The 13,031-nt window shown below is 50.9% G+C and carries 8 protein-coding genes; 6 read left to right on the top strand and 2 right to left on the bottom strand.

Annotated elements, in window-relative coordinates; translation table 11 throughout:
* Positions 1 to 165: 165 nt before the first annotated feature.
* On the top strand, positions 166 to 1,038 hold the full coding sequence (gene rfbA / locus ABUA47_RS18615; protein ID WP_005827046.1) for a glucose-1-phosphate thymidylyltransferase RfbA: 873 nt from the start codon (positions 166 to 168) through the stop codon (positions 1,036 to 1,038).
* Positions 1,039 to 1,125: 87 nt separating this feature from the next.
* The gene (rfbB, locus tag ABUA47_RS18610; protein WP_005827045.1) at positions 1,126 to 2,268 is read left to right on the top strand and encodes a dTDP-glucose 4,6-dehydratase; all 1,143 of its coding nucleotides are present in this window, start codon (positions 1,126 to 1,128) and stop codon (positions 2,266 to 2,268) included.
* Positions 2,269 to 2,314: 46 nt separating this feature from the next.
* Here rfbB and menA read toward each other — a convergent pair whose 3' ends face one another.
* Positions 2,315 to 3,226, bottom strand: coding sequence for a 1,4-dihydroxy-2-naphthoate octaprenyltransferase (menA, locus tag ABUA47_RS18605; RefSeq protein ID WP_005827044.1), 912 nt, complete (start codon positions 3,224 to 3,226; stop codon positions 2,315 to 2,317).
* 70 nt (positions 3,227 to 3,296) lie between these two features.
* Between menA and ABUA47_RS18600 the strand changes: the two genes are divergently transcribed.
* A complete protein-coding gene (locus ABUA47_RS18600) occupies positions 3,297 to 4,364 on the top strand; it encodes a metallophosphoesterase (RefSeq protein ID WP_034523237.1) in 1,068 nt (355 codons plus the stop codon).
* 1 nt (position 4,365) lies between these two features.
* Here the strand turns inward: ABUA47_RS18600 and ABUA47_RS18595 are convergent, their stop codons facing one another.
* Entirely contained in the window at positions 4,366 to 7,335 is a 2,970-nt protein-coding gene (locus ABUA47_RS18595; protein ID WP_005827042.1) for a PEP/pyruvate-binding domain-containing protein, read from the bottom strand.
* Between the two features lie 125 nt (positions 7,336 to 7,460).
* Between ABUA47_RS18595 and ABUA47_RS18590 the strand changes: the two genes are divergently transcribed.
* The 3 genes from ABUA47_RS18590 to ABUA47_RS18580 form a co-directional block, all read left to right on the top strand.
* Positions 7,461 to 11,393: a hybrid sensor histidine kinase/response regulator transcription factor gene (locus tag ABUA47_RS18590; RefSeq protein WP_035449097.1), complete on the top strand. Its 3,933-nt coding sequence runs from the start codon at positions 7,461 to 7,463 to the stop codon at positions 11,391 to 11,393.
* A 130-nt stretch (positions 11,394 to 11,523) separates the two neighbouring features.
* The gene (locus ABUA47_RS18585; RefSeq protein WP_035449096.1) at positions 11,524 to 12,465 is read left to right on the top strand and encodes an ROK family protein; all 942 of its coding nucleotides are present in this window, start codon (positions 11,524 to 11,526) and stop codon (positions 12,463 to 12,465) included.
* Between the two features lie 22 nt (positions 12,466 to 12,487).
* Positions 12,488 to 13,031: 6-phosphogluconolactonase (locus ABUA47_RS18580; protein ID WP_349831877.1), on the top strand; the 544-nt coding region annotated here is incomplete at its 3' end.

The following is a 13,031-nucleotide window of genomic DNA, read 5'->3' as shown; positions in this document are numbered from 1 at the left end:
GTACCGGAGTAAGCAAAGCAATGAAGTAAAAAGATGAAACCAAGCCTTCACTTAATCGAATTTTTCCATTATCTTTGTACCCGAATAGCAAGTAGAGCCGTGGGGCATCGTCCTCCTTCTTATTTTATTCTCCATTTTGAAGTATCACCGAAAAAGAACTGAAATATGAAAGGAATTATTCTTGCAGGTGGCAGTGCCACTCGTCTCTATCCGTTGTCCAAGGCTATCTCCAAGCAGATAATGCCCGTCTACGACAAGCCGATGATATACTACCCGCTCTCTACACTGATGTTGGCGGGAATTCGCGAAGTGCTTATTATCTCTACTCCACGTGACTTACCCATGTTCCGCGAGCTGCTGGGAACCGGCGAAGAACTCGGTATGTCCTTTTCCTATAAGATACAAGAGAATCCCAACGGACTGGCACAAGCCTTTGTGCTGGGTGCAGAGTTCTTGGACGGCGGACCGGGCTGCCTCATCTTGGGCGACAACATGTTCTACGGTCAAGGCTTCTCCGCCATGCTGAAGCGTGCCGCTTCCATAGACAAGGGTGCCTGCATCTTTGGTTATTACGTCAAGGACCCCCGTGCCTACGGTGTAGTGGAGTTTGATGCCAACGGCAAAGCCGTCTCGCTGGAAGAAAAGCCTGCCAATCCTAAAAGCAACTATGCCGTCCCCGGACTGTACTTCTACGACTCCACCGTGACAGAGAAAGCCGCCTCCTTGAAGCCCTCTGCTCGCGGCGAATACGAAATTACCGACCTCAACCGTCTCTATCTGGACGAGGGCACGCTGAAAGTGGAGCTCTTCGGCCGTGGCTTTGCCTGGCTCGACACCGGCAATTGCGACAGCCTGCTGGAAGCCAGCAATTTTGTCGCCACCATCCAGAACCGTCAAGGCTTCCGCGTGAGCTGTATCGAAGAGATTGCCTGGCGCAAGGGCTGGATAGATGTAGACCAGCTGTATCGCTTGGGTGAACAGCTTGGCAAGACCGAATATGGCAAATACCTGATGGAACTGGCTGAATCGAAGCGATGAACTCTTTGTTCCCCAAAAAGAGAAGGAGAATAGTTCTCCTATAAAGGCCCGCTGACTTTAATTTTTAATTTATAATTTTTAATTCTCATGAAGACTTATCTCGTAACCGGTGCCGCCGGTTTTATCGGCGCCAACTATATTAAATATATCCTGGCAAAACATAATGATATTAAAGTGGTGATACTGGATGCCTTGACCTACGCAGGCAATCTGGGCACCATTGCCAATGACATTGACGATGAACGTTGCTTTTTTGTAAAAGGTGACATCTGCGACCGCGTGCTTGCCGACGAACTGTTTGCCAAGTATAAATTCGATTACGTAGTGAATTTTGCTGCCGAGAGCCACGTAGACCGTAGCATAGAGAATCCCCAGCTTTTCCTGATGACCAACATCCTGGGTACACAAAACTTGCTCGATGCCGCCCGCCGTGCCTGGGTCACGGGTAAGGACGAGTCCGGTTATCCCACTTGGCGCAAAGGCGTTCGTTACCATCAAGTGTCTACCGACGAAGTTTACGGCTCACTTGGTGCCGAAGGCTACTTCACAGAGCAAACCCCGCTCTGCCCGCACAGCCCTTACAGCGCCAGCAAGACGAGTGCCGATATGGTAGTGATGGCCTATCACGATACCTATAAGATGCCCGTCACTATCACCCGCTGTTCCAACAACTACGGTCCTTATCACTTCCCCGAAAAGCTGATTCCGCTTATCATCAAGAATATTCTCGAAGGCAAGAACCTCCCCGTCTATGGCGACGGCAGTAACGTGCGTGACTGGCTCTACGTGGAAGACCACTGCAAAGCTATCGACCTGGTTGTCCGCGAGGGTGTGGAAGGCGAAGTCTACAACGTAGGCGGTCACAACGAAAAGACCAATCTTGAAATCGTGAAGCTGACTATTGCCACCGTCCGCCGCTTGATGGAGGAAGAACCCCGTTACCGTGCAGTGCTGAAGAAACAAGTAAAAGCCGCCGACGGCACGATTGACATCAGCTGGATAAACGAAGACCTTATCACCTTCGTCAAAGACCGCCTAGGTCACGACCAGCGTTATGCCATCGACCCCACAAAGATTACCAATGCCCTGGGCTGGTATCCGGAGACGAAGTTCGAGGTCGGCATCGTCAAGACCATTGAATGGTACCTGAACAACCAGCCGTGGGTGGAAGAAGTGACCAGCGGTGATTATCAGAAGTATTACGAACAGATGTATGGAGGTAGAGGTTAAGGTTTAGGGATTAGGGTCTAACCGCTAATCCTTAACCTCTAACCTCTCAATTCAGCGCCACCGCTAACAGTAATCCTAAGAACAGCATATTGCGCGACGTCTCGCCCAGTATGCTGTTCAGCTTTTTACCGCTACCTATCTGTATCATTTTGCGCCACGTCAGTGCGTGCATATAGAGATAGACGCAGGGAGCCCAGATAAATTCCAGTGGAGTCAGCTTGCCCGTGTAGACAAACCAGAAGCAGAGCAGCACGGCGGCGATGCCCAGTGCCAGATACATATTCTCACCGAACTTCTTGCCGTAGCGTACCACCAGCGTACACTTGCCGCTCACGGCATCCTGCTCGCGGTCGCGATAGTTGTTCACCATCAGCAAGGTGTCTATGGCGAGGCCACTGACGAGCGACAGCACCACCACATCCATATTCAGCGTATAGGCCTGCACGTAGTAGGTGCCGCATACGGGCACGAAGCCGAAGAACACCAGCACCAGTACGTCGCCCCAGCCCCGATAGGAGAGCAGCGTGGTATAGAGGAAAGCAAACAGTATGCACACCACGCCCAGCACCACCAGTTCCCAGCCTCCGTGGGGCAGCTGCCCCCAGACGGTGAACAGCACTGCCAGCCCTGCCAGGCACGACAGTGTCAGTGCGATGCCGATGCCGGTTTTCATGGCTGCCGGCGTAATCCAACCTTCGGCGCAGGCGCGCTGCGGCCCCAGCCGGTCTTCCCGACGGTCGGTCCCTTTCTGGAAGTCGAAGAGGTCGTTGATAAAGTTGGCGGCAATCTGCATGCCGCAGGCAAAGAGGGCGCACAGCAGGGCGGGTGCGGTCTTGAACTGTCCGTCGCTGAAGGCAAGGGCACTGCCCAGCAATACCGGGATGATGGCTCCCGTCAACGTCTTGGGGCGGGCGGCGAGAAACCATGCGTAGGGTGAATTCTGTTTAATCTCGTTCATCGTAGTTCCAATTTAGTTCGGCATCTGCCAGCAAAAATACTGAAAATCCCTATATTTGTACCCACTTATGATGAAGAAGTTAGTCTACATATCCATTCTTTCTCTGCTGCTCTTGTCTTCCTGCCGTTCCAAGCGGATGATTACCGTGTCGTTGCCGCAGCCAGTCATGCAGGCAGACAGCACGCAGCTTGGCGATACTATCGGGTTGCCCGCCCGCCTTTCGCCGATGTTCACCTTTGACCAGTCTGATTTGCGTAATGTCCGCCGCCAGCCGGCGAAGGGCGAGGTAAAGAAACAGCAGATAAAGAAAACGGCACCGGTACAAAAGGTAATTGTGCAGCGAGGTACAAGAATCACATCGAAAACCACCCACGTAGGCTCGGCCTATAAGGGCGTCAGCCGCATTAAGACGTACGACTTCACGCATCGCGACGTGCCTGCCGCCTTCGAGGGCTTCCGCATCGCCTTTGTCTCCGACCTGCACTACAAAAGCCTGCTGAAGGAGGAGGGATTGAAGGACCTGGTCCGCCTGCTCATAGACCAGAAGGCCGACGTGCTGCTGATTGGCGGCGACTTTCACGAAGGCTGCCAGTACGTGCCGCCCGTCATGGCTGCCCTGGCGCAAGTGAAGACGCCGTTGGGCACCTATGCCGTGCTTGGCAACAATGACTACGAGGCTTGCTATGACGACATCGTGCGCGAAATGAGGCATTATGGCATGCATCTGCTGGAGCATAAGGTGGACACCCTGCGGCGTGGCGGCGAGCGGATTCTTGTGGCGGGCGTGCGCAATCCTTTCGACTTGGGCAAGAACGGCACATCGCCCACACTCGGCCTTTCGCCCGACGATTTCGTAATCCTGCTGACGCATACGCCAGACTATGCCGAGGACGTCCCGGTGACAAACTCCGATCTCATCCTGGCCGGACACACGCATGGCGGGCAGGTGACGCTGTTCGGGCTTTATGCACCGATAGTCCCCTCGCACTACGGGCAGCGGTTCCTCTCCGGGCTGAAGTACAACTCAAAGAACATCCCGATGATTGTCACCAACGGCATCGGCACTTCGCAGAAAGCCATCCGCATGTTTGCTCCCGCAGAGGTGGTGATGATTGTGCTGCACCGGCTGACGGACTGATTTATTCTTCGGGCATCAGCACCACTCCCAGTTTCTTCTTGCCATCCATCTTTACCACCATTGGCTGGTGGAAATGTACATGCCGCAGGTACTTCGTCTCGTGTACGGCAGGCTGTGCATTCAGGAATTCCTGGTTGTATACGCCGTCATTCATAAAGGCGTTGATGGTAAAGTATCCCACTCCAAAGGAGGTCAGGTTCTGGAAGAAGTGGGTTCCCTGGCTGGGGTCTACCCGGTAGTTGGTCAGTCCGGCTTCCACTATCACGCGGGCAGCGCTGATGTGCGGCCACTTCACGGGGATGCCGAGCCAGGTGTCACTGCTACCCCAGCGTCCGGGACCTACAAGGACATAGTTGCGGCCTTCGTCCAGGAACTGCTGGTTCAGCTTCTCTATCTCCCAGGCAATCTCCTGGTTGTGGGAGGCACTATAGTCGTCTGTCTTCACATAGATAATGTCATGTATCTCGTTCATGATGCCATGTCCCAATGAGTTGTTGGAACGGAGCAGTACCTGGTCGTCCGGAATGGCGGTAAGGTCTTCATCCAGCATCTCCTTGGTGTCGACTATCGGGCGGATTTGCAGCAGGTAGAAGGTGCCGGTTTTGTCCTTCTCGCGGCTCATGGTGGCGGCAAACTCTATCTCTACGGGACGGCGCATCTCCTGCTCTCCGTATTTCAAAGCCAGTTGCAGGATGCGTGGCAGGGGGAATACGTCGTGTTGCAGGATGTTGGCAAAGGTGATGACTTTGCGTCCGCCGGGATAAAGCCCGTCGCGGATAATCTGGTCGTAAGGGTCGTAGGTGGAGGCTATGTAGTTCAGTGCTCCGTCCTTTTCCGCTTCTTTGACGTGCAGTTTCAGCAGGTTGAAGCCGTCGTCGATGGAGAAGTCGTGACCGGCATTGCGCAGGTCGAGGGCATAGAAGCGGGTCTGAGTCTCTTTGAGGGCAATCTCCATTTCGCTGGTTTGCAGCACCTGGTTGGGGTGATAGGGCGAGAAGCGGAGCGTCATGCCACCGTCCACGATGTATTTACCTAAACCGAGCGCCAGATTGACGATACCTTCTTCTGCCTTCTCGTCGCCGATGGGGTAGTAGTTGAGCGAACGTGCCACACCGGACATGCTGGGGTAGTAGCGGTCACCATACTGGTTGCCCACTACCTCTTGCAGGATGACAGCCATCTTTTCCTGGTCGATAACGTTGCTCGTTGCCTGCATGTATGCCTTCGAGTCGCGGAAGTAGACCGAAGCATATACTCCCTTGATGGCATCGCTCAGCATGCGCAGCATCTCGTACTTGTCGTCCAGATAGGGAATCATGTAGGTGTTGTAGATGCCGGCGAAGGGTTGGTAGTGCGAGTCTTCCAACAACGAGGACGAACGGATGGCAAGCGGCGACTTCACCACGTCGAAGAAGGTGAAGAAGTCCTCCACCAGGCGGTCGGGCAGCTTTGCTTTGAGGAAGTAGCGCAGGATGACGTCATCGTCGGCATCGGACAAGGCTATCTGATACAGATTGTTGGTATCCATAAACTCGTCGAACACATCGGTACAGAGCACGATGGTCTTGGGGATGGCGACACGGGCATTCTCAAACTCTTCGAACTCGGGGTGATGCTTCACCAGGTTGTCGATGAAAGCCAGTCCGCGCCCCTTGCCTCCCAGCGAACCGTCGCCAATACGGGCAAAGTTGGAGTATCGGTCAAAGCGGTCGCGCCTGAAGACTGCCACTACTCCCTGGTTTTTCATCTTGCGGTATTTCACGATAGCCTCGAAGATAATTTTACGGTGGGCATCCACGTCTTGCAAGCTATTCCAGGTGATGGGCCGCAGGAACTCTGCCACGGGAAACATGGCACGCGAGTAGAGCCAGCGGCTGACGTGGTTGCGGCTGATGTGGTAAAGGAATGATTCTGCCGGAACAGCAAAAAGAATGTTCTGCAGCTCTTTGAGATTCTTTACGCGGGCAATCTCTTCCAGCGTGTCCGGGTTGCGGAAGATAAAGTCGCCGAAGCCGAAATTGTCTGATACAATACGGCGCAGGTCCACATCCATCTTTTTGGAATTCTTGTCGATGAAGGCGGCATCGTATTTGGCTGCATACGCTACGTTGTCCGATTCGCTGGACTGTATGATAAGGGGTACAAACGGGTCTTCCTTGCGGATGGCGGCACAGAGCTTGATACCGGCCAGTCCGTCCTTCTCGCCCCGTTCTACGCGGGGGAAGCGTACGTCGGTGATGACACCTAATATATTATTCTTATATTTTTGGTAGATGCCAAAGGCTTCTTCATAGGTACGTGCCAGTACAATTTTGGGACGTCCCCTCATGCGCAGTGTGCGCTGGTGGGCATTCAGTGCTTCAGTAGAGAATTCCTGGCTCTGCTTCAATACGAATTTATACAGATTGGGCAGGATGGAGGAGTAAAAGCGGATGCCGTCTTCCACCAGCAGGATGAGCTGCACACCCACTTCGTTGACGTCGTGCTCCAGGTTCATCTTGTCCTCTATCAGCTTGATGATGGAAACCAGCAAGTCGGTGTTTCCCAGCCAGCAGAACACATACTCAAAGGGACTGAGGTCTTCATTGGCAATACGCTTGGTGATGCCGTGGCTGAAAGGGGTAAGTATCACCATCGGAATCTGTTCATACAGGTTTTTGATGTATCGTGCCACGTCGAAGCTGTCGTTGTCTCCCGTGCCCGGCATGCAGATGATGAGGTCGAAAGAGATGGAGGACAGCTGTGTCAGCGCCTCCTCGCAAGTGGAAACCTGCGTGAAACGGGGAGGGTAGCGCAAGGAGAGCGAAGTGTATTCATTGAATATCTTTTCGTCGATGCGGCCGTCATCTTCCAGCATGAAAGCATCGTAAGGATTGGCTATCAGAAGGACGTTGAAAATGCGCCGTGTCATGAGGTTGGCAAACTGTGTGTCCTTGAAATAGAGCTGGTTTAATTTGAACTTACTGAGCATGGCTTCTCATGATTTGTTGGTTTCGGAAGGCAAAAGTAATAGAAATCGAACCTATTCGGATAGTTTTTCGACCGTTTTTTTTATATTTATGCGTAATATTGCATCCGAAAAACAATATATGACCTATGTCTGCTCCATATCCGTTTCCATATAAATCCGTTACATGTACATTTTTGCTGTTATGGGTGTTCGTTTTTTTGTCCGCTGACTTGTTTGCCGGTTCATTCCGCACCTTGGGTATCAAGGAGGGATTGGGCAGTCGGCAAGTATTCCAGATAAACAAGGATTCAGCCGGATTTGTCTGGGTGTATACTCATGTCGGGATAGATCGTTATGACGGGAATGAAATCAAGCATTACAAGCTGGACGGAATGATTGATTCCAGGGACAATATCCAGTCTTCCACTACCATGATGTGTGATAAGGAGGGTATTGTCTGGGTTGCATTGAAGAATGGAAAAATCTATGCATACAACAAACTGACGGACTCTTTCCAATTGCGTGTGGACTTGGCCGATTACCTGCCTTCTCCGGTATTGTATAATATGCTGTTTGATGACGAAAACCGTTTGTGGTTGTGTATGTCGAAGGGGCTTTATTCTTGGGAAGAAAGTGCAGGACTGTCTTTTGCCGGATTGAAGGGGCAATCTGTCCGTTGCATGGTCCAAATGGAAGATGAAGTGTTTTTTGCAGGCACCGACAAGGGTGTCTTCCGGCTGACGAAGGCAGGAGCGGCAGGTTCTTCGTCTTTTGAGACGAGGCCGGTTGACCTGCATACAGAGATGCATGTGGAATCGCTCTATGTCTTCGGAGCGAAGCTGTTCATCGGTACCTTTTCAAACGGCGTATTTGTGCTTGACGGTCCCGAAGGGCAAATACATTCCTTGAATGACCGGATTCCTCATGTACCTATCCGTTCGTTTGCAAAGACAAAGGATAATTTGCTGCTGGTGGGAGCCGACGGTGCAGGTGTTTTTTGCATGGATGTCGCTACCGGAGAACTTTTGAACCATTATATGAATAACGGGGATGATGACAAAAGCTTGAGTGGTAATACGGTATCCGATATTTGTGTGGATGAATCCGGAGTTGTATGGATTGGCACTTCTACGAATGGCATCAGCTATCTGGATCCGGAGATGCCGGATGTCTATAGAATCAGGCACGAACGCAATAATGATAATTCCCTGAAGTCGGACCATGTAAATGTGATGTTTCAGGACTCGGAGGGAGATTATTGGTATGGTACAAACAACGGCGTCAGCCTCTATCAACCTCGGTCACGCAAATGGACCCACTATCTGGACGGTACGGAATATAGTGGCAAAGTGGTATTGGCGCTTGCCGAAGACTCCGGGGGAAACATCTGGGTAGGTGGCTATGGTATCGGTGTCTATTGTATTCATAAACAGACCGGACGGGTACAGAAGAAAGAGAAAAGAAATGCACATCCGGAGAAGGGAATGGCCACCGACTATGTTTATGCCATTTATGCGGAAGGGGATTATGTCTGGTTAGGTGGTATTGAAGGAGAGTTTACCCGTTACGATATACGGACGGATACTTATACATATTACCCGATTGATTGCATAGGTGACATAAAGCCGGGTAAGGGGGGCTCATTACTGATTGCCGGTTGCAGCGGGTTGGCCGTCTTTGATAAGAAGTCGGGAGACACGCAGTGGCATCAGACGTTTGGAGACATCTCTCTGCATTATCCTGTCCGTTGCCTGATGCAGTCCTCATCCGGCGATACCTGGCTGGCTACAGACGGGGAAGGCCTTATACGTGTTGGGCCGGATGGGAAAGAGGCGCATGCCTATACCGTAGATGACAATCTGGTTTCCAATTCCATCAACAGCCTGCTGGAGGATAACGAAGGGCGTATCTGGTTCAGTACGGAGAAGGAATTGTATTGCTTGGACTGCTCCCGGGATATTATCATCAGTGCCAATGATTTTTTGGATGTCAGCTGGGGATATTACAACCCGAATGCTGCCCTTAAGTTGAAGAATGGATGTCTTGCTTTCGGCACTGCAGAAGGGGTTCTTTCCTTTCTCCCGTCTTTGGACTTAGGGCCCCATGTGTCTGTTGAGCTGATTCTGACAGACTTTAAACTGCTTTACGAATCGGTCAAAGCGGGAATGAAAGGCTCTCTTTTGCAAACGAATATCAATGATACCCGGAAAATAGATTTGAAGTATAATCAAAACTCCTTCTCTATTTCCTTCTCTGCCATCAACTTTGCAGTCCCGCATCGTATCAGGTATGAGTATAGGCTCGAAAATCACAATGAGGAGTGGGAACACTCCAATTCAGTGCGGAACGTGAGCTATATGAATCTCTCGTCCGGTAAGTATGTATTCCGCTTGCGGGCATTTGATAAGTACACCGGGCAGCAGGTGGGAGAAAGAAGTCTGGACATTGTCATTCATAACCCTTACTGGGTTTCGTGGTGGGCGCTGCTCCTCTATTTCATCTTGTTGTCTGTCTTTGTCTACATGTTTGTGCAGTATAGGAGGCATAAGGTGAACGAGGGGCGTATAAGGGACAAGATACGTTCCTTTATCAGTATAGCCCATGATATCCGTACACCGGTTACTTTAATAAAGGCTCCGCTGAGCGAGCTCGAAGCGCAGGAGGGACTTCCGGAGCAGGGTAAGAAAACCGTTGCGGTGGCAATGAAGAATGTGGAAAAACTGATGGGAATGATTACTCAACTGCTTGAGTTGCAGAAAACGGAACTGCATGCCGAGGAGTGTCTGAAGGTTTCTCCATACGACATTAAGGCTTATCTGGAGGAAAAGATGGCGGAGTTTCATTTAGCCGCCATGCAGAAGAGCGTCGGGATAGAGTTGGAGGTGGAGCCGGATATGCCCAAGGTTTGGATTGACCGGGAGAAGATGGATCATATCATAGACAATCTGCTCTCCAATGCCTTGAAGTATACAGAGAAGGGAGTCATTCACATACTGGTGAAGACTGCAAGAAAGAAGTGGACTATTGAAGTGAAGGATACGGGTATCGGCATTCCGAAAGAGGAGCAGGGCAATATTTTTCACGAATATTATAGAGCCCAGAATGCCATGAACTTTGAGGAAACCGGTTCGGGTATCGGTCTGATGATTACGCGCCGCATTGTGAAACAGCATCACGGCACCATCTCTTTCAGTAGCGTGGAAGGGCAGGGAACTACGTTTACGGTAACTTTCCCGCAGAGGATAAAGGCGAGCGTGGCGGTGGAAGCGAAGGCTGACGGCCAGGAAGAAGCTCAGGCCGCTACCGGGGCTGTGCATGAAGAAACGGAACGTGCCAGGAAGAATGTCCTTCTTCTGGCGGAGGACGATGCGGATATGAGGGAGTATCTGGTGGACAGCTTGTCTTCCGAATATAAGGTAGTTGCCGTGCCCGACGGCGGAAAGGCATTGGAGACGGCAAGGGAAATCAATCCTGATATCATTATCTCGGACATTGTGATGCCGGTACTGGAAGGTGATGAATTGTGCCGGATTCTGAAATCATCGGTAGAAACAAGCCATATACCTATTATATTACTGACCGCACTGAGTGAGAGGGAAAATATCATCTTCGGACTGGAGGCCGGTGCCAATGACTACATCATCAAGCCTTTCGACTTGTCTGTGCTGAAAGTGCGTATCAGGAATATTCTTCAGAATAGGCAGCATTTGCGCGAAACCGTGTTGGCGATGGATGCGCAGCCCGAAGAGACAGACTATACCAGCCAGTTGGACAAGGAGTTCCTGGACAAGGTTATGAAAGTGATTGAGGAGGAGTTGTCCGATTCGGAATTCTCCATCAATGACTTCTGCCGGATGCTGGGCATGAGCCGCACTTCTGTCTACAATAAGATAAAGACGCTGACCGGGCAGGGACCGAATGACTTCATCCGCATTGTCCGTTTGAACAAGGCAAAAGAGCTGCTGGTTTCCCGGAAATATTCGATAGGGGAAGTGGCGAATATGGTCGGATTTTCTGACCCGAAATATTTCAGTACATGCTTCAAAAAGCAGTTTGGTACCAGTCCCAGCAAAATTTAGAGCCATGAAGACTGCTTTTGAACCACCGCTGACAAGTATTAAACCTTTTTTGTCAGAGAATAAACCCTTGTCTCCCTGATAGTGCGTAATATTGTGGACAGTAAACAATATTAAAAAACGCATATAAAAAATGGAAACGTATTTAGGTCTTGATTTAGGAGGCACGAAGTTGCTGATTGGCGAAATGGATAGCCGTGGCAACATTTTGAGGTATAAGAAATATGACTCCGGTTACTTTAATCAGCAGGCTGCGCTGGAAATCATCAAGTCGTCGCTCGATGATTATATCCGTACCGTGGGCTGGTATGACCAGAAACCGGTAGCGATGGGTGTTGGCCTGATAGGGCGTGTAGATTCCAACGAAGGTGTCTGGCTGCAGATTGACCCGAGCAGGACACAGCGGATTGAGTTGGCAAAGGAACTGTCGGACATATATGGCATGCCTTGCCATATAGACAATGATGTGAAGAGCGCTACAAGAGCCGAGCGCGTCTGGGGATTCGGACAAATTTCCAAAAACTTTATATACGTAAATGTAGGTACAGGCATTGCCGTGGGTACGGTGATAAATGGGAGACAAATCCGTGGCAGCCATTTCAATGCCGGCGAAGTGGGACACGTGCGTGTAGGTGTGAACATAGGCATTAAATGCGGTTGTGGACGGATGGACTGTGTGGAGGCGATTGCTGCCGGCATAGGTTTTGACAATTGTGCCCGTCTGCTCCGCAACCAGTATGAGACCGGCCTGCATATTCCGGCTGAAAAAGGGGAACGGGTGATTGTGAGTGAGGTGTTTGCACTTAGTCAGAAAGGTGACCCTCTCTGTACGGTGCTGGTGGAGAATGCAGCTGAGGCGCTTGCCAATCTTATCATGAATCTGGTACGTGTGATTGACCCGGACACGGTGGTGTTGGGTGGAGGCATTGTGGCCGACGGGTATATGCACGAGAAGATTCTGGAGAAACTTCATCCTACGACCATGCGTTTTGTCAGCAACGGGGTTGTCATTACGAAACTGAATCCCGGATTTATCGGGCTTCTGGGGGCCGGCGCGGTGGCGATGAATATGTGATTAGGAATTAATGATTAAGAATATGAAAATAACAATAACAAAGAATGAAAAGGAGTTTGACTGCACGGCTGCATGGCGCATCATCGGGCAGATGTTGAATGAACCGGAGAGTGTGATAGGACTTTCGACGGGACGTACTACCGGCAATCTTCATCGGTTGGTGGGAGAAATCTATACTAAATATCCATTTAAGGTGGATACCGTTACTTTCTTCGGATTGGATGAGGTAACGAATGTGCCGCGCGAATATGCCGGAGCATGCTACACGATGCTGAAAACGGAGTTGATGGATACATTGGGCATCAAGGAAGAGAATTTTTTGATGCTGCCTACCATTTCTGGTGATTTTGAACAGTCATGCAGGGATTTCCAGCAGGAAATTGCGAACCGTGGCGGCATTGATTTGCTGATTTTAGGGTTGGGTGAGAACGGACATCTGGGATTCAACCAGCCGGAATCTCCCTTTGGCGGTGAAGCATGGGTGACCCGGATGAATGTGGAACTGGAAGAACGCATCCGTAGAGAAACGGGTACTCCTCCCGATAAAGAGTTGGGAGGGGCTACTT

The sequence above is a fragment of the Bacteroides sp. RTP31139st1_H2_RTP31139_211217 genome (assembly GCF_040227615.1).
GTDB classification, from domain to species: Bacteria; Bacteroidota; Bacteroidia; order Bacteroidales; family Bacteroidaceae; genus Bacteroides; species Bacteroides uniformis.
The sequence above is the reverse complement of the archived record's forward strand: the minus strand, read 5'-3'. Positions and strand labels throughout refer to the sequence as shown.

Excerpts from the sequence above, each read along its gene's own strand:
- rfbA (WP_005827046.1), top strand. The coding sequence starts at position 166 with ATGAAAGGAATTATTCTTGCAGGTGGCAGTGCCACTCGTCTCTATCCG.
- rfbB (WP_005827045.1), top strand. The coding sequence starts at position 1,126 with ATGAAGACTTATCTCGTAACCGGTGCCGCCGGTTTTATCGGCGCCAAC.
- menA (WP_005827044.1), bottom strand. The coding sequence starts at position 3,226 with ATGAACGAGATTAAACAGAATTCACCCTACGCATGGTTTCTCGCCGCC.
- ABUA47_RS18600 (WP_034523237.1), top strand. The coding sequence starts at position 3,297 with ATGAAGAAGTTAGTCTACATATCCATTCTTTCTCTGCTGCTCTTGTCT.
- ABUA47_RS18595 (WP_005827042.1), bottom strand. The coding sequence starts at position 7,335 with ATGCTCAGTAAGTTCAAATTAAACCAGCTCTATTTCAAGGACACACAG.
- ABUA47_RS18590 (WP_035449097.1), top strand. The coding sequence starts at position 7,461 with ATGTCTGCTCCATATCCGTTTCCATATAAATCCGTTACATGTACATTT.
- ABUA47_RS18585 (WP_035449096.1), top strand. The coding sequence starts at position 11,524 with ATGGAAACGTATTTAGGTCTTGATTTAGGAGGCACGAAGTTGCTGATT.